General features: G+C 69.9%; 19 protein-coding genes and 1 pseudogene. 4 read left to right on the top strand and 16 right to left on the bottom strand.

Annotation, left to right across the window (positions count from 1 at the left end):
* A partial coding sequence (ppsA, locus tag PMI14_RS12295) for a phosphoenolpyruvate synthase (protein WP_007854710.1) occupies positions 1-1,799 on the bottom strand: 1,799 nt, incomplete at its 3' end.
* A 247-nt stretch (positions 1,800-2,046) separates the two neighbouring features.
* Here ppsA and PMI14_RS12290 point away from each other — a divergent pair.
* Positions 2,047-2,868: a pyruvate, water dikinase regulatory protein gene (locus tag PMI14_RS12290; RefSeq protein WP_007854708.1), complete on the top strand. Its 822-nt coding sequence runs from the start codon at positions 2,047-2,049 to the stop codon at positions 2,866-2,868.
* Between the two features lie 8 nt (positions 2,869-2,876).
* Here PMI14_RS12290 and PMI14_RS12285 read toward each other — a convergent pair whose 3' ends face one another.
* The 14 genes from PMI14_RS12285 to PMI14_RS12220 all read right to left on the bottom strand — a co-directional run bounded on the left by PMI14_RS12285 (position 2,877) and on the right by PMI14_RS12220 (position 18,394).
* Complete coding sequence (locus PMI14_RS12285; RefSeq protein ID WP_007854707.1) at positions 2,877-3,437, bottom strand: DUF4303 domain-containing protein; 561 nt, start codon at positions 3,435-3,437, stop codon at positions 2,877-2,879.
* A 100-nt stretch (positions 3,438-3,537) separates the two neighbouring features.
* Entirely contained in the window at positions 3,538-3,927 is a 390-nt protein-coding gene (locus tag PMI14_RS12280; protein ID WP_007854706.1) for a hypothetical protein, read from the bottom strand.
* A 41-nt stretch (positions 3,928-3,968) separates the two neighbouring features.
* A complete protein-coding gene (locus PMI14_RS12275) occupies positions 3,969-7,088 on the bottom strand; it encodes an efflux RND transporter permease subunit (RefSeq protein ID WP_007854705.1) in 3,120 nt (1,039 codons plus the stop codon).
* A gap of 10 nt (positions 7,089-7,098) precedes the next feature.
* On the bottom strand, positions 7,099-8,220 hold the full coding sequence (locus PMI14_RS12270) for an efflux RND transporter periplasmic adaptor subunit (RefSeq protein ID WP_007854704.1): 1,122 nt from the start codon (positions 8,218-8,220) through the stop codon (positions 7,099-7,101).
* Positions 8,217-8,759: a hypothetical protein gene (locus tag PMI14_RS12265; RefSeq protein WP_007854702.1), complete on the bottom strand. Its 543-nt coding sequence runs from the start codon at positions 8,757-8,759 to the stop codon at positions 8,217-8,219. Before PMI14_RS12265 ends, PMI14_RS12270 begins: the two co-directional genes overlap by 4 nt.
* 37 nt (positions 8,760-8,796) lie before the next feature.
* The gene (locus PMI14_RS12260) at positions 8,797-10,020 is read right to left on the bottom strand and encodes a TolC family protein (protein ID WP_007854701.1); all 1,224 of its coding nucleotides are present in this window, start codon (positions 10,018-10,020) and stop codon (positions 8,797-8,799) included.
* Between the two features lie 182 nt (positions 10,021-10,202).
* Entirely contained in the window at positions 10,203-10,583 is a 381-nt protein-coding gene (locus PMI14_RS12255) for a hypothetical protein (protein ID WP_035203517.1), read from the bottom strand.
* A gap of 112 nt (positions 10,584-10,695) precedes the next feature.
* Positions 10,696-11,508 (bottom strand): heme ABC transporter ATP-binding protein, encoded by an 813-nt coding sequence (locus tag PMI14_RS12250; protein ID WP_007854699.1) that lies wholly within the window; start codon positions 11,506-11,508, stop codon positions 10,696-10,698.
* Positions 11,505-12,590 carry an iron ABC transporter permease gene (locus PMI14_RS12245; protein ID WP_007854698.1) on the bottom strand — a complete coding sequence of 362 codons (1,086 nt, stop codon included), beginning with the start codon at positions 12,588-12,590 and terminating at the stop codon, positions 11,505-11,507. Before PMI14_RS12245 ends, PMI14_RS12250 begins: the two co-directional genes overlap by 4 nt.
* Entirely contained in the window at positions 12,587-13,462 is an 876-nt protein-coding gene (locus tag PMI14_RS12240; protein WP_007854697.1) for a hemin ABC transporter substrate-binding protein, read from the bottom strand. The genes PMI14_RS12245 and PMI14_RS12240 overlap by 4 nt, the downstream gene beginning before the upstream one ends.
* Positions 13,452-14,582, bottom strand: coding sequence for a hemin-degrading factor (locus PMI14_RS12235; RefSeq protein WP_007854696.1), 1,131 nt, complete (start codon positions 14,580-14,582; stop codon positions 13,452-13,454). The genes PMI14_RS12240 and PMI14_RS12235 overlap by 11 nt, the downstream gene beginning before the upstream one ends.
* On the bottom strand, positions 14,579-14,926 hold the full coding sequence (locus PMI14_RS12230; RefSeq protein ID WP_007854695.1) for a hypothetical protein: 348 nt from the start codon (positions 14,924-14,926) through the stop codon (positions 14,579-14,581). Before PMI14_RS12230 ends, PMI14_RS12235 begins: the two co-directional genes overlap by 4 nt.
* Before the next feature lie 50 nt (positions 14,927-14,976).
* Positions 14,977-17,217, bottom strand: coding sequence for a TonB-dependent hemoglobin/transferrin/lactoferrin family receptor (locus PMI14_RS12225; protein ID WP_007854692.1), 2,241 nt, complete (start codon positions 17,215-17,217; stop codon positions 14,977-14,979).
* A 154-nt stretch (positions 17,218-17,371) separates the two neighbouring features.
* Positions 17,372-18,394 (bottom strand): AraC family transcriptional regulator, encoded by a 1,023-nt coding sequence (locus PMI14_RS12220; RefSeq protein ID WP_007854691.1) that lies wholly within the window; start codon positions 18,392-18,394, stop codon positions 17,372-17,374.
* An 83-nt stretch (positions 18,395-18,477) separates the two neighbouring features.
* On the opposite strand from PMI14_RS12220, the gene PMI14_RS12215 reads away from it, so the two are divergent.
* The 3 genes and pseudogenes from PMI14_RS12215 to PMI14_RS33510 all read left to right on the top strand — a co-directional run bounded on the left by PMI14_RS12215 (position 18,478) and on the right by PMI14_RS33510 (position 21,890).
* Positions 18,478-20,502: a TonB-dependent receptor domain-containing protein gene (locus PMI14_RS12215; RefSeq protein ID WP_007854689.1), complete on the top strand. Its 2,025-nt coding sequence runs from the start codon at positions 18,478-18,480 to the stop codon at positions 20,500-20,502.
* A pseudogene (locus PMI14_RS35925) lies at positions 20,489-21,091 on the top strand (enterochelin esterase domain-containing protein); the annotation flags it as partial. The gene PMI14_RS12215 and the pseudogene PMI14_RS35925, both read left to right, overlap by 14 nt.
* A 16-nt stretch (positions 21,092-21,107) precedes the next feature.
* A complete protein-coding gene (locus tag PMI14_RS33510; protein ID WP_007854687.1) occupies positions 21,108-21,890 on the top strand; it encodes an esterase family protein in 783 nt (260 codons plus the stop codon).
* A 53-nt stretch (positions 21,891-21,943) separates the two neighbouring features.
* Here PMI14_RS33510 and ahpF read toward each other — a convergent pair whose 3' ends face one another.
* Positions 21,944-23,551 (bottom strand): alkyl hydroperoxide reductase subunit F, encoded by a 1,608-nt coding sequence (gene ahpF / locus PMI14_RS12205; RefSeq protein ID WP_007854685.1) that lies wholly within the window; start codon positions 23,549-23,551, stop codon positions 21,944-21,946.
* Positions 23,552-23,621: the final 70 nt, after the last annotated feature.

The raw sequence follows: 23,621 nt of genomic DNA, 5'->3' as shown, positions 1-23,621 counted from the left end.
CGGCTGCCGCCGATGAGCTTGCGGTACTCGTTGCTCTTGAAGTCCGACAGGCGCACGATCACCGGCTTGGGGTAGAACGCCGCAGCGATGGTGGCCACGCCTTCGGCGACCTTGTCCACGTAGAAGGCGCGGGGGCTGGCATGGCCGCGGGCCACCGACTCCACCGCCTTCTTCAGATCGGCATCGATCTGTGGGTAGTCCAGGATGGCCTTGGGGTGCACGCCGATGTTGTTGTTGATGATGAACTCGAGCCGCGCCAGGCCCACGCCCTCGTTGGGCAACTGGCAGAAGTCGAAGGCCAGCTGGGGGTTGCCCACGTTCATCATGATCTTGGTTTGGATGCTCGGCATCTCGCCGCGCTGCACCTCGGTGATCTCGGTTTCCAGCAGGCCGTCGTAGATGCGGCCGGTGTCGCCTTCGGAGCAACTCACGGTGACCAGGGTGCCGTCCTTGAGCAGCTCGGTCGCGTCACCGCAGCCCACCACGGCCGGGATGCCCAGCTCGCGCGCGATGATGGCGGCGTGGCAGGTGCGCCCGCCGCGGTTGGTGACGATGGCGCTGGCACGCTTCATCACCGGCTCCCAGTTGGGGTCGGTCATGTCGGTCACCAGCACGTCGCCGGGCTGGACCTTGTCCATCTCGGAGATGTTGTGCACCAGGCGCACAGGGCCGGTGCCGATCTTCTGGCCAATGGCGCGGCCTTCGGCCAGCACGGTGCCCTGGCCCTTGAGCTTGTAGCGCATCTCGGCCTGGCCCTTGGACTGGCTCTTCACCGTCTCGGGGCGGGCCTGCAGGATGTAGAGCAGGCCGTCGGTGCCGTCCTTGCCCCATTCGATATCCATCGGGCGGCCATAGTGCTGCTCGATCACCAGCGCGTAATGCGCCAGCTGCTGCACGTCGGCGTCGCTCAGCGAGTAGCGGTTGCGCTGCTCGGTGGGCACGTCGGTGGTCTTGACCAGCTTGCCCGACGCGGCCTTTTCCTCAGCGCTGGAGAACACCATCTGCACCAGCTTGCTGCCCAGGTTGCGGCGGATCACGGCCTTCTTGCCGGCCTTGAGGGTGGGCTTGTGCACGTAGAACTCGTCCGGGTTCACGGCGCCCTGCACCACGGTCTCGCCCAGACCGTAGCTGCTGGTGATGAAAACCACCTCTTCGAAGCCCGACTCGGTGTCGATGGTGAACATCACGCCCGCAGCGCCCAGGTCCGAGCGCACCATGCGCTGCACGCCGGCCGACAGGGCCACCACGTCGTGAGCGAAGCCCTTGTGCACGCGGTAGGAGATGGCACGGTCGTTGTACAGGGAGGCGAACACCTCCTTCATCTTGTGCAGCACGTCGTCGATGCCCACCACGTTCAGGAAGGTCTCCTGCTGGCCGGCGAACGAGGCGTCGGGCAAGTCCTCGGCCGTGGCGGACGAGCGCACGGCAAAGCTGGCCTGCGGGTTGCCCTCGGACAGGGTGGCGAAGGCTTCGCCGATGGCTTTTTGCAGGTCGGCCGGGAAGGGCTGGGCCTCGACCAGGGCGCGGATCTCGGCGCCCACCTTGGCCAGGGCGCGCACGTCTTCGGTGTCCAGGCTGGCGAGCTTGGCGCTGATCTTGTCGGCCAGGCCGTCGTGGGCCAGGAATTCGCGGAAGGCGTGTGCCGTGGTGGCAAAGCCGGTGGGGACGCGCACGCCCTCGGGCAGTTGGGAGATCATTTCGCCGAGGGAGGCGTTTTTACCGCCCACCGACTCGACATCGGTCATTCTCAGGTTTTCAAACGGTACGACCAGGGCGGTCGGGCTGAAAAGTGCAGACATGGGAAAGCTCCAGAAGTTGAAACCGGGTCGTCTGCGCGCCCGCCCCTACCAAGGGGCACCGTGGGGCGAGCGGCCATGCACAGGCTCATCAGGCTTTGTCGTTGTGGTTGTGTGCCGACGGCGTGCATGGTTGAGAAATTTGGATAATTGACACAATTGTAGGCCTGCCGCGCCCGGAACATGCAGGAACCTGCTTACGATGCCTGTAGTCCCGGCACCACGACTCCCCCACCAACGACCCTGCACCATGCACACGCGCACCGTATTCTTCGTCTCGGACGGCACCGGCATCACCGCGGAAACCTTCGGCAACGCCATCCTGGCCCAGTTCGAGATGAAACCGCGCCATGTGCGCCTGCCCTTCATCGACAGCGTGGACAAGGCGCACCAGACGGTGCGCCAGATCAACCACACGGCCGAGATCGAGGGCAAGAAGCCCATCGTCTTCACCACGCTGGTCAACATGGAGGTGCTGCGCGTCATCCAGGAAGGCTGCAAGGGCATGCTTCTGGACATGTTCGGCACCTTCGTGCACCCGCTGGAGGAGGAGCTCGGGATCAAGTCCCACCACCGCGTGGGCCGCTTCTCGGACGTGAGCCGCAGCAAGGAATACACCGACCGCATCGAGGCCATCAACTTCAGCCTGGCGCACGACGACGGCCAGAGCAACCGTGACCTGGCTGGTGCCGACGTGATCCTGGTGGGCGTGAGCCGCAGCGGCAAGACCCCCACCAGCCTCTACCTGGCCATGCAGTACGGCATGAAAGCCGCCAACTACCCGCTGATCCCCGAGGATTTCGAGCGCCGCCAACTGCCACCCGCGCTGGAGCCGCACCGCAAGAAGATCTTCGGCCTGACCATCCAGCCCGAGCGCCTGTCCGAGATCCGCAACGAGCGCCGGCCCAACTCCAAGTACGCCGACTTGGTCAACTGCCGCAACGAGGTGGCCGATGCCGAGGCCATGATGCGCCGCGCGGGCATCCGCTGGCTGTCCACCACCACCAAGTCGATCGAGGAGATCGCCACGACGATCCTGCAGGAGATCCGGCCGGAACGCCTGGAATACTGATCTGACGGCTAACCCCAGGTATCCGTCCAGGCCTTGAACCGGGTCGCCACGGCGGGCGGGTTCAGACGGGCCACCCACTGGTTCAGAACCTCGGCAGGCTCGTCGCCATCCGACACGGCCACCTGCAGCATCAGCGATTCGCGGGCGAACGCCGGGTCTTCGCGGCGCAGGCGTTCCAGCACCTGGACCATGGTTTCGAGCAGTTGCGCGCGAAAGGCGGTGAAGGCGGCATCGCCACCCTCGTCCGGCAGCGCCAGCACATGCTCACGCACCAGCGTGCACAGGTCATTGAAGGCGCCGTTGGCGCCCTCGCCCTCCAGGGGCCATTCCGAGGAACTGTAGCGGTAGTAGCCGGCATCGTCCGGATGGCGCTCGGTGAGCTCGCGCACCTGCGATTCGGTGATCAGGGCCGGGCAGACGGTCATGGCGCCGTCATCGGTGTACAGGGTGAAGGCGCACACGGGGTCGCCGGGGCCGCAGCGTTCGGAGATATCGGCCAGGGCGGCGCGGCTGGCCTGGGCGATGCCCTCGGCCAGCGCGGCGAAATCGAAGTCGGTGGAAGCAGGCATGCCGGCATGGTAGGCCAGGCATGCGCAGCACGCAGTGCTTGCCGGTGCATCGGGCGCCACTTCCGTGACGGATTGCGCACCGGCAGGCGTGGGTGTCTGCTTACTTCAGCGCAAAACGCACGTTCGCAGGCTTCTTGCCCGGCAAGGTCACCAGCGCCACCACCTTGGTGCCGGCCGCCACCTTGAACGTGCCCTTGGCCTCGAGCCGGCCCTCGCCGGCCGGTACCAGCACGGCCTCGGACTTTTCGGTGCCGTTGAGCAGCGTGAGCCTGGCGCCCACGCCCTGCGAACTGGCCGGCTTGCCGTGGTCGCGCAGGTGCAGGGTGATCACGTCGGGCCGCGCCACCAGCTCGTAGTCCATGTCGTGCGTGCCGGCCACGATGCCGCCATGCTGCGGCTTGTGGTCGTCGCCATGGCTGTGGTCGCCGGCAGCGAATGCGGCGCCGGAGAGGGCCAGCGCGAGTGCGGCCAGGAGATGCTTGCTTGTCATGGAAGTCCTTTCAAAGGGTTGCGGGAACAGGGAAGACACGGTCAGAAGGCCTCGGCGTTCTTGTCGTCCAGCAGGCGCTCGGCGTCGCGGCGGCCGAACAGCCAGAACAGGGCCGGGGTGAGGAAGGTGTCGAGCAGGGTCGAGCTGATCAGGCCCGAGAAGATCACCACCGCCACCGGGTGCAATATCTCGGTGCCGGGGCGCTCGGCCTCCAGCAGCAGCGGCGCCAGCGCGAAGGCTGTGACCAGGGCGGTCATGAGCACGGGAGAGAGCCGCTCCAGCGAGCCGCGCACGATCATCGCGGTGTCGAAGTTCTCGCCCTCCACGCGCATCAGGTTCAGGTAGTGGCTGACCTTCAGGATGCCGTTGCGCACCGAGATGCCGGCCAGCGTGATGAAGCCGATCAGCGCCGCCACCGACAGCGGCTGGCCCGAGATCCACAGCCCCAGCACGGCCCCCACCAGCGCCAGCGGGATGTTGGCCATGATCAGCGCCGACAGCGTGGCCGAGCGGTAGCGCGTGTACAGCACCACGAACATCAGCACCAGCGAGACGATGGCCAGCATGCCCACCAGGCGGCTGGCCTCCTCCTGTGCCTGGAACTGGCCGCCTAGGGTGATGAAGTAGCCGTCGGGCAGGCGCGTCTCGTCCACCACCTTGCGGATGTCGGCCACCACGTCGGACAGCGCCCTGCCCTGCGCGTTGGCCGAGAGCACGATGCGGCGCTTGCCATCGTCGCGGCTGATCTGGTTGGGGCCGTCGCCATCCTCGATGCTGGCCAGGCGCGACAGCGGCACGCGCCCGCGCGGCGTCTCGATCATGATCTGCGCCAGGCCTTCAAGCGAGCGCGCACTCTCCGGCAAGCGCACCACCAGCGCAAAGCGGCGGCTGCCCTCCACGATCTGCGTGACCTTCTCGCCTTCCACCAGCCCTTGCAGCGTGGCCAGCACCTGCGCTGCAGGCACGCCGTACTGGGCGGCTGCGGCGTGGTCCACGCGCACGGTGATCTGCGGCGCCAGCACCTGCTTTTCCACCTCCAGGTCGGCCAGGCCGTCGATGGCGGCCAGGCGCGCACGCAGCGCATCGGCCTGGCCGCGCAGGGTATCGAGGTCCTCGCCGAAAAGCTTGATCGCGATCTGCGAGCGCACCCCCGAGAGCATGTGGTCGATGCGGTGCGAGATCGGCTGGCCGATGGCGATGGCGGCCGGCATCTGCGCCAGCCGGCTGCGGATGTCGGCCTGCACCTCGGCCATGCTGCGTTGCAGTTCGGCCGCAGACAGCAGGCCCACGTCGAGCTCGCTCACGTGCACGCCCTCGGCATGTTCATCGAGCTCGGCCCGGCCACTGCGCCGGCCCACGTGAGTGACCTCGGGCACCTGGCGCACCAGCACCTCGGCCTGGCTGGCCAGGGCGGTCGACTCGGCCAGCGTCACGCCCGGGTTCAGGCGCATGCCGATGAGCAGCGTGCCCTCGTTGAAGGGCGGCAAAAAGGTGGTCGGAAAGAACGGCACCGCCGCCACCGACAGCACCACCGCCACGGCGCTCACGGCCATGGCGGCACGCGGGCGCGCCAGCACCCGGGTGAGCCCGCCGCGGTAGCGCGCCTTGAGCCAGGCCACCACGCGCGTGTCGCCATGGTCCAGGTTCTTCATGCGCGGCAGCAGGTAGAACGCCAGCACCGGCGTGACCGTGACCGACACCAGCAGCGACGCGATCGTGGAGACGATGAAGGCGATGCCCAGGGGCACGAACAGCCGCCCCTCGATGCCCGGCAGCGCGAACAGCGGCAGGAACACGAGCACGATGATGGCCGTGGCGCAGAGGATGCCCGAGCGCACTTCCATCGATGCGAGCTTGACCACCTCCAGCGGGTGCAGCCGGTGCTGGGGGTGCTTGGCGCGGTCCATCTTCAGGCGGCGCAGCACGTTCTCCACGTCCACCACCGCATCGTCCACCAGGCCGCCGATGGCAATCGCCAGGCCCCCGAGCGTCATGGTGTTGATGGACAGGCCGAAGTACTTGAACACCAGCGCCGTGATGAAGATCGACACCGGGATGGCCGTGAGCGCGATCACCGTGGGCCTGAGCGTCCCCAGGAACACGAACAGAATCACCGCCACGAACACCGAGGCGCCCATGAGCTTGCCCTGCAGGGTGGTGACCGAGGCCTCGATGAAGCTCGCCTGGCGGAAGGTGACGCGCGGCGTTTCCATGCCCGCGGGCAGCGACTTCTTCCGTTCGCCCAGTGCCGCCTCGATGCTGCGCGTGAGCGCGATGGTGTCGGCCGTGGGCTGCTTCTGGATACCGAGGATCACGGCGGGCTTGCCCTCGAAGCCCGCGTCGCCGCGCTTGAGGGCTGCGGCGAAGGTCACCTCGGCCACCTGGCGCAGCAGCACCGGCTGGCCGCTCTTCGCGGTGAGCGCCAGATTCTGCAGATCTTCCAGGCGCGAGGTGCGGCCCAGGTGGCGGATCAGGTACTCGCGCCCGTTGAGCTCCAGGAAGCCCCCCGAGGTATTGGCCGAGAAGCCCTTGAGCGCGCCCGTGAGCTGGTCGTGCGTGATGCCCAGTTCGGCCATGCGCGCCGTCTGCGGCTGCACCTGGAACTGGCGCACCTCGCCGCCGATGGGAATCACCTGCGCCACGCCGGCAATCGCCAGCAGGCGCGGGCGCAGCACCCAGTCGGCATACTCGCGCACGGCCATGGGCGTGGTGCGCTGCACGTCGATGGGGATCGCCACCTGCATGATCTCGCCCATGATGGAGCTGATGGGCCCCATGCGCGGCGTGACGCCCACGGGCAGCCCCTCCTCCATGGACGACAGGCGCTCGGACACCATCTGCCGCGCGCGGAAGATGTCCGTGCTCCAGTCGAAGGTGACGTAGATGAAGGACAGGCCCGCGCTGGAGGTGGAGCGCACGCTCTCCACGCCGGGCAGGCCGTTCATGGTCGTCTCCAGCGGGAAGGTGATGAGCTGCTCCACCTCCTCGGCGGCCATGCCGCCGGCCTCGGTCATCAGCGTGACCGTGGGCTTGTTGAGATCGGGGAACACGTCCACCGGCGTGCGCGAGAGCGTGAAGGCGCCATAGGCCATGAGCACGCCGGCCGCGATGAGCACCAGCAGCCGGTTGGCCAGGCTGTTTTCGAGGAGCCACTTGAACATTGCGGCTCCCTCAGCGGACCTGGTTGATCAGCGTGGCGCCCTGCGTGGCCACGCGGTCCCCGGCCTTGAGGCCCGAGGTCACGGCCACCGAGCTGCCGTCGAGCGGCACGAAGGTGACCACGCGCGGCACGAAGCGCTCGGGCGACTCCTTGATCCAGACGATGGTCTGGTTCGCGGGGTTGCGCAGCAGCGAAGCCACGGGCACCTGCACACCAGCGGCCTGCTCGGTGGACTGCACGAACACGCGCACCGGCTGGCCCAGGGCCAAAGTGCCGAGCACGGCCGAGTCACCGGCAAACTGCAGCGGCAACGCCTGCTCGCGCAGGCTGCGCGCCGCCCCGAGGAAGCGCAGCGGCACGCGCTGCCCGCCCACGGCCAGCGCGGCGCCGGCCACGCTGTGGGCCTGGGCCGTGTCGTAGGCCAGGGCCTCCACGCGCAGGCGCGCCGGGTCCACCACCTCGAACAGCAGCTCGCGCGCATCCACCACCTGGCCCGCCACGGCATTGGCCGAGGCGATCACGCCCGAGACCGGAGCCACCAGCGCATCGCGCGTGGACAGGCCGGCACCCACTGCACCCAGACGCTGGGTGAAGCTGTGCAGCTCGCTCTCGGCCGCCTCGATCTCCTTGCGCGGCACGGTGTCGGCCAGCTCTTTCAGGCGCGCCACGCGCCGTGCCGCCAGGTCGCGCGCCGCGCGCAGCTCGGCCTGCTGGGCCAGCTGGTTGGAGCGCTCGATGGCGCCCGCCGTGGGCACCACATAGGCCAGCACCTCGCCCTTGCGCACCGCCTGGCCCACACCGGGCAGGCCCTTGGGCCCGGCCTCCAGCCGGCCGGCCAGCGCGGCCTGCACCTTGCCGCCGGCATTCGGGTCCATGACCACGGTGCCGGCCAGTTCGAAGGCCTTGGCATGGCGGCCTTCGGCCGCCACCAGGGTGCGCACGCCGAGCTGGCGCTGCGCGGGCTTGGGCAGAAACACGCTGCCATCGGGCTGGCGCTTGGGGCCATTGCCGTCGGCGGCCGCAGGGGCATCGCCATGGTCATGGCCTTCGCCGGCCCCAGCGCCCAGCGGGGCGTACAGGCCGGCGGCCAGCAGCAAGGCCGCCAGGGTGCGCGTTGCAATGCAATGCTTCATGCTGCACCTCCCACGCGGGCGGTGCGGCCACGGCGCAGGCCCCACACGGCGGCCAAGGCCGCCAGCACGGCAGCGACAACGCCCGCCACCCAAGCCTTGCGCCGGCCTGTGGGCTCGGCAGCGGCATGTGCGTCGGCATGCACGTCGATCTCGCCGGCCAGCAGATCGGTCTCGGCGCCAGCCACCACGGTGGCGGTGACGGGGCTCATGCCCTCGGCCAGTGGTGCCGCCAGCGCAGCCTGGAACTCGCCGTCCGCGACGCGGGTCACGGGCACGCGCGTGCCGGCAATGTCCAGCTCCAGCTGCGCCTCCTTCACGGGGCTGTTGTCGCCCGCATGGTCGAGGTAGAGCGCGAGCTGCTTGCCATCGAGCACGCCAACCAGCTCGAACAGGTCGGAGGTGGCGGCAAAGCGTGGCAGGGACGTGCCGGCCGCAGCGGCGGGCGCTGCGCCATCGTCGCCATGGGCATGGGCCCACAGGGGCATGAACCCCAGCACCAGGGCCAGGCCCAGGGTGGTAAAGAAGGAAGGGAATTGCATGGTGGTCACAAAATGGGTTTGGGGGGAAGCGGGGCGCTCACTGCGGCAACAGGCCCAGGGCCTGGCGCAAGGTGGAGACGGCGGCGGCAGCATCGATGCGGGCACGCGCGAGCTGCCGCTCGGCCTGCACGGCTTCGAGTTCCACGCGCAGGCGCGTGGGCCAGTCGGCCTCGCCCAGGCGGAAGGCCTTGTCGATGAAACCGCGCGTGTCACGCGCCAGTGCCGCATGGCGGGCCATGGCCTCGCGCTGGGCCTGGGTGGCCTTCACACGCGCCGTGGCAGCGGCCACGTCGGCAGCCAGCCGGTCCTGCTCGACGCGGGCGCGCACTTCGGCGTCGAGTGCGTCGGCGCGTGCGGCGGCCTCCTTGGCGCGCGCACGGTCGCCGCCGCCCAGGGGCACGCGCACGCCGACGGTGAAGCTTTGCAGGTAGCGCTCGCCCGATTGCTCGCGCCCGCGCGTGGCAGCCACGGTCAGCTCGGGATTGGCACGGGTCTGCACGACGGCCAGGTCGGCGGCGCGGCGCGCCACCTCGGCCTGGTCCTGCCAGTCGGCGACGGCCGGGTGGTCGGCGGGCAGGCCGGCGGCGGGCAAGGCTTCGGCCTCGGGCTCTGCAGCGTCGGGCAGCACCTCCTGGCCGCCCCAGGCCGCCAGGGCCGCCTGCGCGACATCGCGTGCCCCCAGGGCTTCGGCCACGGCGGCCTCGGCCTGGGCCACGGCGCCATCGGCCTGGGTCTGGTCGGCACGCGCCATGTCGCCGGCCTTGAAACGGCGCGCCACGTCGGCTGCGAGCTGCTGCGCGCTCTGCAGCCGGTCCTGCGCCAGGCCCAGCTCGGCCTGCGCACGCTGCAGCGCCCACCAGGCCTCGCGCACGCTGGCGGCCAGCTGCAGCTGGGCGGCCAGGCGGCGGCTCTCCACGGCCTTGATCTCGGCATCGCCCAGCGCGGCCTTGCGTGCGCGCTCACCAGGCAGCCACAGTGGCAGGGCCACGCCCAGCTCGACCTCGCGGCTGCCCTGGTTGCTGCCGGGGCGGTCGCTCTTGGTGGACAACTCCAGTGCCGCGGGTTCGGCCGTCCAGGACGCCGCGCCGCTGCGCGCGGCCTGCGCCGACTCGCGCCGCAGCGCGGCCGACTGCGCCTCGGGCTGGCGCTCCCAGGCCCTGTCGAACAGGGCCTTGAGCGTGAGCGGTGGCGGTGCCGGTGGTGACTGGGCCAGCGCGGCACTGCCGGCCAGCGCCCACGCCAGGGCGACCACGGCCGCCATGCACAGCCGTGGGGTGTGATTCGTTCTTCTCGTTCGTTGCATCCGATTCCTCTGCAGTGGCCACGGGCCACGGGGTTGAAATCGGCAAGGCACGACACCCGGCACGCACGCGCGCGCCGCGGCTGCCCGCCAGGGCAGCGTGGAATCGTCAGGAAGGGGCTACCCGCAGCCCGCCTCGCCGCTCAGGCGAGGACGGACCAGTTGGGGCGTTCGGGGCGGGAAAGCGGGGGGTGCACCCAGGCCGGTGCCATCTGGGGCGCTGGACGGCCCACCGAGACCACGATGGCCTGGACGCTCGCGCTCAAGGCCATGCCGCTGCCCGCGCCGTGGCAGGCATGGCAGTCCATGTCCGCCGTGCCGGAGGTGGCGAGGCCCTTGTGGTCCGGTGTTTCGCTCGCCAGGGAAGGCGCTGCATGCGCGCCATCGGCCTGGTGCTCGTGCACGTGGTGGCCGAAGTGCGATGCCTGCGGCGCTGCCTCGTGCCCGCAGTACGGCGATGCCGCGGCCCAGACGGACTGGAGCGGCATGAACAGCAGCAGAAAGACGAGCAGCAGGCGGCGCATGGTGTGCGCGCATTCTAGTGACAAGATGGCGCGGCGCAGCATGCGCCACTGCGCATATCCCCATGCGCCCAAGGGCAAGGCGCCGGCAGATGACCGAATCGTCATCTGCGCTTCATCCGGCCGCCACCAGGAACTGCGGCGTGCCATCGCTGGCGCGCACCTCGGAGCACTGCACGCCCCACACACGCGCAATGGCGGCGGCGTCCAACGTCTCGCCTGTGGGCCCCACATCGCAGCGCCCCGCGCCCATGAGCACCACATCGTGCGCATAGCGCAGCGCCAGGTTCAAATCGTGCAGCACGGCCACCACGCCGATGCCCTGCTCCACCGCCCAGCGGCGCACCAGGGCCATGGCCTGGTGCTGGTGCGCCAGGTCGAGCGCGGCAGTGGGTTCATCGAGCAGCAGCCAGCGCGTGGCGCCGTCGGGCCGGGGCTCCCAGATCTGGGCCAGGGCCCGGGCCAGGTGGGCGCGTGCGCGCTCGCCGCCGGACAAGGTGTTGACGCCCCGCCCCGCCAGATTGGCCACGCCCGTGGACTCCATGGCCTCGTGGGCAATGCGTGCCTCGTGCCGGCTGGGCGACTGGCGGTGGGGAAAGCGCCCCATCTCCACCACCTCCTGCACCGTGAAATCGAAGGCCACCGCCGTCTCCTGCGGCAGCACGGCGCGCAGGCGCGCCAGTTCCAGCGCGGCAATGGCCGAGAGCGCCCGGCCCCCGAGGCTCACCGCACCCAAGCGCGGCGCGCGCTGGCCCGAGAGCATGGACAGCAGCGTGGACTTGCCCGCACCATTGGGGCCGAGGATCGCGGTGAAACGCCCCGGGGCCAGGCGGGCATGCACGGTGGCCAGCAATGGCCGGCCCGGCAGGCCCACCCCCAACTGATCGCACACCAGTGGATCACCGGCGCAAAGCGGATTGGCGCTCATACCTTGCTCCGGAACTGGCGCAGCATGGCCAGGAACAAGGGCACGCCGATGAAGGCGGTGAGCACGCCCAGCGGCAACTCCGCCGGCTTGACGATGGTACGCGCCACCACGTCGGCCACCAGCACCAGCGTGGCGCCCAGCAGGGCCGAGCAGGGCAGCACCACGCGGTGGTCGGGCCCGGCCACCAGGCGCACCCAGTGCGGTGCCACCAGGCCGATGAAGCCGATGATGCCCGTGGCCGCGGTCACCGCGCCCACGGCCAGTGCGGTGACCAGCACGGCCAGGCGCTTGGTGCGCTCCACCGGCACGCCCAAAAGCGCAGCCTGTGCCTCGCCCAGGGCAATCGCATTGAGCGGGCGCGCCAGCGCCAGGCCCAGGCCGCAGGCCACCGCGACCACGCTGCCCACCAGGGCCACGGCGCTCCAGCGCGCCCCGCCCAGGCTGCCCAGCAGCCACATCTGGATGTTGCGCAGCTGCTCGTCGGTAGAGATGAAGTTGAGGTAGCCCAGGCCCGCCAGCGCCAGCGCATTGACGGCCACGCCCGCCAGCAGCATGAGCCCCATGCGCGTGCCGCCATCGGCCTGCGCCAACCCGTAGATCAGCGCCGTGACCACCAGTCCACCGCCAAAGGCCGTGATCACCAGCGACCAGCTGCCCAGGGTACGCGGCATGTCGGGAAGGAAGTGGCTGCCCAGCACGATGGTGAGCGCCGCGGCCAGCGCAGCCCCGCTGCTCACGCCGATCAGGCCGGGGTCGGCCAGCGGGTTGCGGAACAGCCCCTGCATCAGCGCGCCGGCCAGGCCCAGGCCAGCCCCGGCGGCCACGCCCATCAAGAGGCGCGGCAACCGGATGTTGACGAACACCAGGTACTCGGGCGCCTGCTCGGGCACCGCTGCAGCGCCCACGGCCTGCAGCAGCACCTGCCACAGCTGGGCCGGTGCGATGGCGTAGGCACCCTGGGTGCTGGCCCACACAAAGGCCAGCGCCACCAGCGCCAGGCCCAGCGCCAGCGCGGCGCGCTGCGACAGGCGCCCTGGAGCGCGCCGCGGGACCGGCTGCACGGCGGTTGCCAGCCCGCTCACGCGGTGATCGCCTGCAGGCGCGCCTGGATCTCCCGCACGGTGCCAGGCAGGCGCGGCCCGAAGCCGAGCAGTTGGCTGGCTTCCATGGTCACCAGGGCCTTGCGGCGGAAGGCCGGGGTAAGGGCCAGCTCCGGCCGCTGCCAGAAGGCCGCCTCGCCGCCCAGCGCCTCGATGCCCTGGGTGCTGTTGAGCAGCACATCGGGCGCGGCACTGGCCATGGCCTCGGCCGTGAGCGGCCGGTAGCCCGCGAACTGGGTGATGGCGTTGGTGCCGCCGGCAAAGCGGATCAGCGCGTCGGCCGCGGTGCCGGTGCCCGCCACCATGGGGCTGCCGCTGTGCGAGAGGATGAAGATCGCGCGCGGGCGCCGCGCAGCCGCGGCCACGCTCTTTTGCACCGCCGCCCACTGGGCGTCGAGATCGGCCTGCAGGGCAGCGGCCTCGCGCTCGCGGCCCGCCACGCGGCCCACGGTGGCCACCTTGCGCTGCACCTCGTCCCAGGTGTGGTCGGCCTTGACCAGCTCCACGCGCACGCCGGCGCTGCGCACCTGGTCCAGCACCACGGGCGGGCCGGCCTCGGTGGTGCCCACAACGGCATCGGGCTTGAGGGACAGCAGCCCCTCGGCCGAGAGCTGGCGCATGTAGCCGACCTTGGCGGTCTTGAGCGCGGCCTCGGGGAACAGGCTCGTCGTGTCGGTGCCTACCAATTGCGCCTGCGCGCCCAGCAGGTAGACCACCTCGGTCAGCGCGCCGCCCAGCGAGACGATGCGGGCAGCCCCTGCGGCATGGGCCTGGCCCAGCGCGAAGGACAGCGGCAATGCCACCGCACCGCGCAGCAGATGGCGGCGTTCGATCAACCCGGTGTCACGCAGCATGGGCCAGCTCCTGCTGTCGCGGCAAGCCGGCTGCCAGGTCGCGCCAGCCCTGCAGCTCGGCCTGGCCGGGCTTGCGCGCGCCAAAGAACATGGCCATCAGTTCGCCCGCATGGTCGAAGGCCTCGACCGAGGTCACCACGCCGTCGGCGGTGGGCTTTTCCACCAGCCACACGCTGGCCACCATGTCGGTGCGCAGGTGCAGGTTGAAGCCGGGGTCGAGCACATTGATCCACTGCGCACCGCCGGGCGTGTCCAGCGGCTTGATGTTGGCCACGGGGCCAGTGTGGATCTGGATGCAGCCGCCGCTGCCCACGAAGACCATGATGGGCAGGCCGCCCGCCGCTGCCTGCTGCAGCACGGCGGTGACGGATTCCCTCGCCAGGCGCCAGGCGAACTGCCCTTCCACCAGGCGAAAGCTCTGTTGGCGCTCCACGCCGAACTTCCTGGTCAGGCCGAAGAACTCGTGCGTGTCCTGCATCGCGGCCCAGCCTGCGCGCAGGCCGGCGGCGTCGATCTCGGCATCGGGCCGCGGCACCTCGGCCGGCGGCGCGGCGCCGAACACATAGCCCGCGCTCGGCTGCGCAAAGCGCTGCACCACGGCATCGAGCACGGCCAGGTCGGTGGCCTCGCGCACGAAAACCTTGTGCACCGCACGCCCGTGGGCGTTGTAGAACTGCAGACTGCGCTGGGGCGGGCGTGCCGGGTCGGCGGCGGCCTCGGTCACCGCGAAGCCTGCATGCCACTGTGCGAAGAACAGGCGCAGGTCGATGTCCTCGCTCAAGGCAAGGCCCACCGGCCCCGTGGCCGAGATGTTCATGTAGACACCGGTCTTCTCGTGCACCACGCCTTCGTTGCGCGTGAGTGCCATCAGCGGGCCGCAGGCTTCGAGCGACTGCAGCAGCTGCAGCCACGAGCCCTGCAGCGGCACGGCCTTGAGCGGATGTTCGTGCTCGCCCGCATGCGCGGCGATGGCCGCGCCTTCGGACAGGCCCAGGGCTTCGGCGGCATCCTTGGCGCGCTTGCCGGTGGCACGCATGGCGGCGAACTGCTCGCGGATGGCGGGGGCCGTCTGCAGGCGCACGCCGTTGGGGTCGGGTTGGTGGGAAGAGGTCATGCTCATTGGACGGTTTCGGGGGCGGGGATCCACAGCGCGCGGCGCTGCTCTGCCGCAGAAAGGGCCGCATTCGCGGCATCGGCCGCCTGCCCGGCGCTCTGCTGGGCCCAGCGGCCCTGCAGGCTCCAGACCACGGTGCGGAAATGCGGCGTGAAGCCTTCGGCGTCGGCCAGCATCTGCAGGTTGGCGGTGATCTTGCGGCCCATCGCATCGCGGTGGCTGTCGCAGCAGGCCTGCACGTAGCCCGTCATCAGCGCCAGGGTGCCGGCCAGCAGCGCTTCGGCGCAGGGCAGGCTGTACTCCTCGTCGCAATGGCCGCGGGATGCGGGTGTATCGGAAGCATGGCTCATGGTCTGTCTCCCTGGAAGGAAAGCCGCGATGGATGGGTTCGGAAGTTCGGTCAGAAGTCCGCGACCAGCGAGACACGCACATTGCGGCCGGGCTGGCTGTAGGCGTCGATGAAGCTGGCGTTGGCGGCCAGGCCGCGCACGTCGGCCCAGCGCCAGTGCTTCTTGTCGGTCAGGTTGTAGATGCCGGCGTTCAGGCGCAGGTCCTTGCGGATGCGCCACTGGCCCGACAGGTCCAGCACCGTGTACGAGGGCGTGAGGTACTGCGTGCTGCCCGTGGCCAGGGTCACGTCCTCGGCCTTCTTGGCGGCGGCGTGCGTCATGTCCAGGCGCACCATGAAAGCGCTGGTGTCGTAGCGCAGGCCGGCCGTCAGGCGCGAGGGGTCCACGGTGTTGACGGGCTTGCCGGTGGCCGTGTCGCGCCCGCGCGTCTGGCCGTAGGCGAAGGGCGTGCTCAACTGGCCGCCGGCGACATTGCCCCAGCGCACGTCGCCCTTGACCTCGAAGCCATTGAGCTTGACGCGGCCGATGTTGACCGACTGGAACACCAGCGGGTTGCCCGGCGCGCCAGTGCCGCCCACTTGGCGCAGGTCCTCGATGAAGTCCTTGTAGCGGCCGGTGAAGGCGGCGGCTTCGATGGACAGCGCATCCATGCGGCCGCGCACGCCGATCTCGAAGTTCTGGCTCTTCTCGGGCTTGAGGTTGCCGTTGGGCACCGTCTTGTAGTTGCTGACCGGGTTCTCGAAGAAGGCGTTGACCTGGCCGGCGTTGGGCGCACGGAAGCCCGCCGCGTAGTTGCCGAACACGCTCCAGGCGTCGGTGGCGCGGTACAGCAGGCCCAGCTTGGGCGAGGTGGCATTGCCCGAGAGCGAGACCGCCTGCGCGCCGAAACCGCTCTGGTCGGCCTTGATGCGGAAGGTGTCGAAGCGCACGCCGGGCGTCACGCTCCAGGGGCCGTTCACGATCTCGTCCTGCACATACAGCGCGGTGCTGGTTTCGGTGGTGTCGGGGAAGCGCTTGAGCGGGAAGGTCTCGCCCACGGGCGGCGTCACGCCGTCCTGCAGGTTGGTGACCTTGGCGGACGAATGGTCGATGCCGTAGGTGATCTTCTGCACCCAGTTGCCGCCCGTGCGCAGCACCTTGCTGCCCTGCACATTGGCCTGCCAGCTGCGCTCGTCGTAAGTCACGTCGCGCACGCGGTCGGCGGCGGTGTTGCGGTCCTCGAAGGCGTACTCGCGCGAATGTGCGTCCTGGAAGCTCAGCGTGGCCTTCACGTCGTCGGCAAAGCCGGCGTTCAGGCGCCAGCTGCCCTCCCAGGTGGCGCGGCTGCGCTGCATGTCGGTGGACGAATGGGAGGACAGCGTGGACGTGGCCGCCAGCGGCGGCTTGGAGCGCGCGGTGAGCAGCTCGTAGTCGGAGGTCTTGTCCACATGCTCCACCGTGAAGGCGTGGCGCTGGCCGCCGCCGGGGGTGAGCACCACCTTGGCCAGCAAGGCGCCGCCCTGGTCCTTCTGCGGGTTGGGCAGGGTGCGGTCGGCGTTGGACGCATCGTTGGTGCCCATGTTGTCGAGCTCGCGCGCGCGGTTCACGCTGCCGCTGACCAGCCACTGCACCGTGTCGTTGACGCGGCCCGCCACCGTGGCGCCCAGGCGCTTGCCGTGGTCGTCGCCATCGTAGCCCGCGCTCACCTGGCCGCCCAGCGTCTTGCCGTCCTTGAGGAAGTTCTCGGGTTCCACGGTGATGAAGTTCACCAGGCCGGCCATGCCGTCCGAGCCGTACAGCGCCGAAGTGGCACCGCGCACCACCTCGATGCGCTGCAGCAGGCCCATGTCCAGGTAGTCGCGGCCGAAGGCGTTGGCGCTGAACACATAGCTGCGCGGCAGGCGGATGCCATCCACCATCATCAGCACGCGGTTGCCGTCCAGGCCGCGGATGTTGAAGCCCGCGTTCTGCTCGCGGCCGGTGGAGCCGCTGGCCAGCGAGAAGCGCGCCGGCGAGCGCGTGACGGACAGGTTGGGCAGCTCGCGCACCGCATCGCGGATGTCGCGCACCTGGCCCTCTTCGAGCGCACGCGCGTTGATCACGTCGATGCTCATCGGCAGGTCGTCGGGGTTCTGCTCGCTGCGCGAACCGCTGATCACCACCTCCTTGAGCGCAGGGCCCGCGGCCACGATCTGCACGGGTGCGCCCGCGGTCTGCGCCTGGACGCCGGTGAAGGAGGCGCACGCCAAGGCGGCCAGCAAGGCCAGCGGACGGAGTGCGAAACGGGGGGATTGGTTGATTGGTTGCGCCACGGCAGGAAACCCTTTTTTCTCTGAGACGTATGTGGAAACAGAGCTGGCTTCGGACGCCGGAAGCCCCTTCGGAGACGGGCTGGCTGTGGCTGGCTATCGGGTGATTATATGAGAATAATTATCAATACACATTGACCTGTCTCCAACTGTGTCTTCACAAGCGCTGGCGCGCCTGCCGTGGCGTGATGCCGAAGCAGCGGCGAAATGCCGTCGCGAAGTTGGTCGCGCTGGCATAGCCGGCCAGTGCTGCGGCGCCGGCCACGTCGGCCTCACCGCGCTCCAGCGCCTGGCGCGCGCGCAGCAGCTGGCGCTGGCGCAGGTAGTCCACCACCGAGGTGCCGCCCACCTTGGGGAAATGCCGCTGCAGGTGCGATGCGCTCATGCCCGCAAGGCGCGCGATGGCGGCCAGGGGCATGGCGTCGGCGCCGCCGCTGTCCAGGAAGTCGCGCAGCTCGCGCAGGCGGCGGTGGCTGCGCGCGTCGAGCGCGTCCTGGGCCTCCAGGGCCTTCAGTTCGCCAGCGGTCGCGCCCGGCTGGCGCGCGATCACGTCCAGCGCCTCGACCACGATGTCCAGGCAGCGGCTCTCCAGCCAGAGGCGGCGCAGGCCGGGCGCCATCTCGGGCGGGCGGCCGATCTGGTCGGCCAGGGCCATGGCGCGCGCCGAGGGCCGCCAGGGCGCCACGGCCAGGTGCTGGCGGCAGAAGGCGCGCACGGCGCCATTGGCCACGCCGTTGGCCTCCAGCCATTCGGGCATCAGCGTGAGCGAGACCTTGCGCTCGGCCCGGCCGCTCTGCCAATGGCGTGTGAAGCGGTCGGGTTCGGCCAGTGCCACCAGGGCGGCGGCGGTGCGCCCGGCCCCCGGGCCGAGCACGAAGCTGCGCCGCCCGTACGACAGCTCGGAACTGCCCTGCACCAGCATGCACAGCTTGAGTCCGGGGTACAGCAGGTTGGAGGTGCGCAGCGTGCACAGGTCCTGCAGCTCGGTGCGGTAGAGCACCAGGCCGGGTCGCAGCTCCAGGGTCTCCATGCTGCCGCGCAGCACCTCGCGCGGTGCCGTCTGCATGCCGCTGACCTGGTAGTCACCGCCCAGCAGGTGCAGGTTGCGCGTGAGCTCGGGCAGCCCGAGGACGGGCATTTCTGGGTACAGCGCAAAGCTTTCTGGGGGAATGTCCAACATGGCAGAGGCCCGTGGGGGCGGAAGCGTGAAATGATAAACAGGTTTCATTCTCATTTAGAACATACAACAGATCCGAGGACTGCATGCATTTCCGTACCAACACCCTCCCCCTGGCACTGACCGCGCTGTGCGCCGCCCTCGCCGCAGCCGGGGTCCATGCGCAGGCGGTCGCCGACGCCCCTGCCACCCCGGCCCTCTCCACCGTCGTGGTCACCGCCTCGGGCAACGAGCAGGAGCTGCGCGAGGCACCGGCCAGCATCTCCGTGATCACCCGCGAGGAGATCGAGCGCCGCCCCGTGCAGGAACTGGCCGAGCTGCTGGGCACGGTGGAGGGCGTGACGCTCAGCCGCAGCGGCAACCTGGTGCCCGGCGTGCAGCTGCGCGGCCTGGGCTCGGCCTACACGCTGATGCTGATCGACGGCAAGCGCGTGAACGCCACCTCGGCCATGTTCCGCGGCAACGACTACGACACGGGCTGGGTGGCCAGCGACGAGATCGAGCGCATCGAGATCGTGCGCGGGCCCATGTCCTCGCTCTATGGCTCGGACGCCATCGGCGGCGTGGTCAACATCATCACGCGCCCGGTGGGCAAGCAGTGGCGCGGCTCGGCCCGTGTGGAGACCGTGCTGCAGCAGGACAAGCAGGCTGGCGACAGCCGCCTGGCGGGCTTCTCGCTGGCCGGCCCCACCGCCACCGACCTGCTGGGCCTGAAGCTCACGGGCGCCTACGACCAGCGCGATGCCGACGGCGCGATCAACTCCCTGCCGGCCTCGGGCACACGCCAGACCGGGCTACAGCACATTCGCAACCGCCTGTTCGGCGCGCAGCTGGCCCTCACGCCGGACACCCGCCAGAGCATCACCGCCGACGTGGACACCAGCCGGCGCGACCATGCAGGCTTCCTGATGGAGCGCGATGCGGTGGCGCTGCGCCACAAGGGCCAATGGGGCTTCGGCAACACCGAGCTGACCTATGCCGCCGACGAGATCCGCAACCTCACCGGCATGGTCACGGGCCAGGTCAACCCCAACAAGGCCAGCACCAGCAACCTGAGCGGCAAGCTCAACCTGCCCGTGGCCTGGGGCAACCAGTTCGTCACGGCGGGCTTCGACGTGCGCCATGAAAAGCTCAACGACCCGGCCAACCTGCGCGGCCTGCCGGGCACGGCGGGCTTCAATGCCAGCCCCGAGACCTCGATCGGCCAGTGGGCGCTGTTCGTGGAGGACGAGATCCGCATCAGCGACAAGCTCGCCATCACCCTGGGCAACCGCTTCGACCACCACGAGAACTTCGGCGGCCACAACAGCCCGCGCGCCTACGCGGTCTACCACCTGAGCGACGCCATCACCGTCAAGGGCGGCGTGTCGCGCGCCTTCCGCGCGCCCACGCTGCTGCAGGGCAGCCCCAACTGGGGATCGGTGTCCTGCGGCAGCGCCACGGTGGGCTGCTACATCGTGGGCAGCAACGCCATCAAGCCCGAGACCGGTACCAGCCAGGAGCTGGGCCTGCAGTTCGCCCAAGGCATCCACAGCGGCGGCCTCACGTTCTTCAACACCGACCTGAAGAACATGATCGACATCACCAACCGCACGGCCGACCGCGCGCTGGCGCCGAGCTACGACAACTTCGTCGGCTACCTGCCCGATGGCCGCCCAATCTTCCGCTACCAGAACATCGCCAGCGTGCGCTCGCGCGGGCTGGAAGCGAGCTGGGCGGCCCGCCCCTCGGCCGCCTGGAACCTGCGCGCCAACTACACCTACACCGACGCCAAGAACACCAGCGGCGCCATCGCCCTGCCGCTGACCTACCGGCCGCGCCACGTCGTCAACCTGGGTGCCGACTGGCGCGCCACCGGGCAACTCACCGTGAGCGGCAGCCTGCGCTACCACAGCGCCCAGTACATCAGCGTACCCTCCAATGGCCAGAACAAGGTGGAGAAGGCCGGCTACGCCATCGCCGACCTCACTGCGGGCTGGCGCATCACCGACGCACTCACGCTGCGCGGCGGCATCCTGAACCTGACGAACAAGACCTTCGACCGCACGACCTCGGCCGACTTCAACGAAGACGGCCGCCGCTACTACCTGGCCCTGCATGCGAAGTTCTGACCGGCGCCCCGTCGCCCGCACCACCGCCCTGCTGCTGGCCGCCCTGCTGGCCTGCGCGCCCGGGCTGGCACCCGCCCAGTCCGCAACGCCCGCGGTTGCCGAACCACGGGCGGCAGCCCTCGAAAGCCCGCGCCTCGTGCGCCTGCACGCGGCCCTGGCCGCAGGCGAAGGCACCGAGGCCTTCTGGCGCGAGGCAGCCGCCCACGGTGGTCCGCTGGTCGAGCCCGGCGCCCACGCCAGCGAGGCGCTGCTGACCTTCCTGTGGCGCGGCACGCCGGCCACGCGCACGGTCAAGGTCTCCTGGGCCATGCGCTCGGAGAACGGGTTTGCGCTCACGCAGCTCGGGCAGAGCGATGTGTGGTACCTGAGCCTGCGCGTGCCCCGGGGCCTGCGCGCCTCCTACCAGTTGGTGCCCGATGCCGAGGTGCCACCCGGCGCGGACCGCATGGCGCGCGCAAGGGCTGAGGACGCCGTGGCACGGCCCGACCCGCTCAACCAGGCGGCACGCTGGCCCCTGCAGCCCAGCCGCACGCCCGCCAGCGCCGAGCCCACGGCCCCGCGCTCGGTGCTGCGCCTGCCAGGTGCCCTGGCAGAGCCCTGGCGCGATGGCGCAAGCCCCCCGCGGCACACTGGAGCACCTGCGCCTGGCCAGCACCCGCCTGGCCAACGAGCGCGATGTGAGCCTGTACCTGCCGGCCCCCCCCCCCGCCACGGGCCAGCCGCTGCCCTTGCTGGTGCTGTTCGACCGCGATGCCTACCTGGACCGCGCCGATGTGCCCGCCCTGCTCGACGCACTGATCGCCCAGCGCCGCATCCCGCCGCTGGCCGCGGTGTTCGTGGGCCACCCGGCTCCGGCCCTGCGCGGCACCGAGCTGCCGGCCAACCCGGGGTTCGCCGACTTCCTCGCGCACGAGCTCATGCCCTGGCTGCGCGCGCGCCAGCCCGGCATCTCGCACGGCGCGCGCGACGTGGTCGTGGCCGGCTCCAGCTACGGCGGCCTGGCCGCGGCGTTTGCGGGCTACCGCCACCCGGGCGTGTTCGGCAATGTGCTCGCGCTGTCGGGTTCGTTCTGGTGGGGGCCGCGCAATGTGCCGCGCGCGCCCGACTTCGAACGCTTCGGCGAGGGCGAATGGCTCACGCGCGAGTTCGCCGCCAGCGCACGCCTGCCGCTGCGCTTCTTCATCACGGCCGGGCTCATGGAGATCACGCTCACCGGCGATGGCGGCGGCATCCTCGATACCAGCCGCCACCTGCGCACCGTGCTGCAGGCCAAGGGCTACCCGGTGCACTACCAGGAGTTCGCGGGCGGGCACGACTACTACGCCTGGCGCGGCGAGCTGGCACAGGGCCTGGTGCACCTACTGGGCGAGCGCATGGCAGCCCCCTGAAAACACCAAGGGAGCCCGAAGGCTCCCTTGCTTTCACCGCTGGGCGTGCAGGTTCATGCCGCCACGGCTTCCGGCACGGCTTCGGCCGTGGCCTTGGCCACCACCGGCATGCGGATCAGGTGGTCGAAGGCGCTGAGCGCGGCCTTGGAGCCATCGCCCGCGGCGATCACGATCTGCTTGAACGGCACCGTGGTGCAGTCGCCGGCAGCGAACACGCCGGGCAGGTTGGTGCGGCCATGCGAGTCAACGATGACCTCGCCGAACTTGGACAGCTCCACCGTGCCCTTGAGCCACTCGGTGTTGGGCACCAGGCCGATCTGCACGAACACGCCTTCGAGCGCCACCAGGTGCTCCTCGCCCGTCGCACGGTCCTTGTACTTGAGGCCGTTGACCTTGCCATCGGCACCGGTGATCTCGGTGGTCTGCGCATTGGTGTGGATGCTCACATTGGGCAGGCTCTTGAGCTTGTTGACCAGCACGGCGTCGGCCTTGAGCTGGTCGGCGAACTCGACCAGCGTGACATGGGCCACCAGGCCGGCCAGGTCGATCGCGGCCTCGACACCCGAGTTGCCGCCGCCGATCACCGCCGTGCGCTTGCCCTTGAACAGCGGGCCATCGCAGTGCGGGCAGTAGGCCACGCCCTTGTTCTTGTACTCGGCTTCGCCGGGCACGTTGACGTTGCGCCAGCGCGCGCCGGTGGACAGGATCACCGTCTTGGATTGCAAGGTGGCGCCGTTGGCCAATTGCACGCCGATCAGGCCGCCAGGTTCCGAGGCCGGGATCAGCTTGTCGGCACGCTGCAGGTTCATGATGTCCACGTCGTAGGCGCGGGTGTGGGCTTCGAGCGCGGCGGCGAACTTGGGGCCGTCGGTCTCGAGCACCGAGATGTAGTTCTCGATGGCCAGCGTGTCGTTGACCTGGCCGCCGAAGCGCTCGGCCGCCACACCGGTGCGGATGCCCTTGCGGGCGGCGTACACCGCGGCTGCGGCACCGGCAGGGCCACCACCGACGATGAGCACGTCGTACGGTGCCTTGGCCGACAGCTTGGCCGCGTCACGGGCGGCGGCGCCGGTATCGAGCTTGGCCACGATCTCTTCGACCGACATGCGGCCCGAGGCGAACACCTTGCCGTTCATGAACACCATGGGCACGGCCATGATCTCGCGGTCGGCCACTTCCTTCTGGAAAGCGCCGCCTTCGACCACCGTGGTCTTGATCTTGGGGTTGACGATGGACATGAGCGACAGCGCCTGCACCACGTCCGGGCAGTTGTGGCAGGTCAGGCTCATGTAGACGTCGAACTCGAAGTCGCCGTCGAGCGCAGCGATCTGCTCGATCACCTCGGGCTCGACCTTGGGTGGGTGGCCGCCGGTCCACAACAGCGCCAGCACCAGCGAGGTGAACTCATGGCCCAGGGGCAGGCCGGCAAAGCGCAGCGAATTCGTGCTGCCCACGCGCTGCAGGCTGAACGAGGGCCTGCGTGCGTCCTGGCCATCGGTGCGCAGGCTGATCTTGTCGCCGCGCAGGGACTGGATGGTGGTCAGCAGCTCCAGCATCTCGCGGGAGGTCTGGCTTTCGTCCAGGGAAGCCACCAGTTCGAACGGCTGCGTCACGCGCTCCAGGTAGGCGGCAAGCTGGGTCTTGAGTTGGTCGTCGAGCATGGTGGTGTCCTTTCGAGTTCTGGCTTGTAGGGTGGGGGCCAGGGCCGCTTGTGGCAAGCCCGGGTCCGCA

The sequence above is a fragment of the Acidovorax sp. CF316 genome (genome assembly GCF_000276605.1).
Taxonomy (GTDB): Bacteria; Pseudomonadota; Gammaproteobacteria; order Burkholderiales; family Burkholderiaceae_C; genus Acidovorax.
This window is presented reverse-complemented; position numbering and strand designations above follow the sequence as displayed.

Excerpts from the sequence above, each read along its gene's own strand:
- PMI14_RS12290 (WP_007854708.1), top strand. The coding sequence starts at position 2,047 with ATGCACACGCGCACCGTATTCTTCGTCTCGGACGGCACCGGCATCACC.
- PMI14_RS12285 (WP_007854707.1), bottom strand. The coding sequence starts at position 3,437 with ATGCCTGCTTCCACCGACTTCGATTTCGCCGCGCTGGCCGAGGGCATC.
- PMI14_RS12280 (WP_007854706.1), bottom strand. The coding sequence starts at position 3,927 with ATGACAAGCAAGCATCTCCTGGCCGCACTCGCGCTGGCCCTCTCCGGC.
- PMI14_RS12275 (WP_007854705.1), bottom strand. The coding sequence starts at position 7,088 with ATGTTCAAGTGGCTCCTCGAAAACAGCCTGGCCAACCGGCTGCTGGTG.
- PMI14_RS12270 (WP_007854704.1), bottom strand. The coding sequence starts at position 8,220 with ATGAAGCATTGCATTGCAACGCGCACCCTGGCGGCCTTGCTGCTGGCC.
- PMI14_RS12265 (WP_007854702.1), bottom strand. The coding sequence starts at position 8,759 with ATGCAATTCCCTTCCTTCTTTACCACCCTGGGCCTGGCCCTGGTGCTG.
- PMI14_RS12260 (WP_007854701.1), bottom strand. The coding sequence starts at position 10,020 with ATGGCGGCCGTGGTCGCCCTGGCGTGGGCGCTGGCCGGCAGTGCCGCG.
- PMI14_RS12255 (WP_035203517.1), bottom strand. The coding sequence starts at position 10,583 with ATGCGCCGCCTGCTGCTCGTCTTTCTGCTGCTGTTCATGCCGCTCCAG.
- PMI14_RS12250 (WP_007854699.1), bottom strand. The coding sequence starts at position 11,508 with ATGAGCGCCAATCCGCTTTGCGCCGGTGATCCACTGGTGTGCGATCAG.
- PMI14_RS12240 (WP_007854697.1), bottom strand. The coding sequence starts at position 13,462 with ATGCTGCGTGACACCGGGTTGATCGAACGCCGCCATCTGCTGCGCGGT.
- PMI14_RS12235 (WP_007854696.1), bottom strand. The coding sequence starts at position 14,582 with ATGAGCATGACCTCTTCCCACCAACCCGACCCCAACGGCGTGCGCCTG.
- PMI14_RS12230 (WP_007854695.1), bottom strand. The coding sequence starts at position 14,926 with ATGAGCCATGCTTCCGATACACCCGCATCCCGCGGCCATTGCGACGAG.
- PMI14_RS12220 (WP_007854691.1), bottom strand. The coding sequence starts at position 18,394 with ATGTTGGACATTCCCCCAGAAAGCTTTGCGCTGTACCCAGAAATGCCC.
- PMI14_RS12215 (WP_007854689.1), top strand. The coding sequence starts at position 18,478 with ATGCATTTCCGTACCAACACCCTCCCCCTGGCACTGACCGCGCTGTGC.
- PMI14_RS33510 (WP_007854687.1), top strand. The coding sequence starts at position 21,108 with ATGGCGCAAGCCCCCCGCGGCACACTGGAGCACCTGCGCCTGGCCAGC.
- ahpF (WP_007854685.1), bottom strand. The coding sequence starts at position 23,551 with ATGCTCGACGACCAACTCAAGACCCAGCTTGCCGCCTACCTGGAGCGC.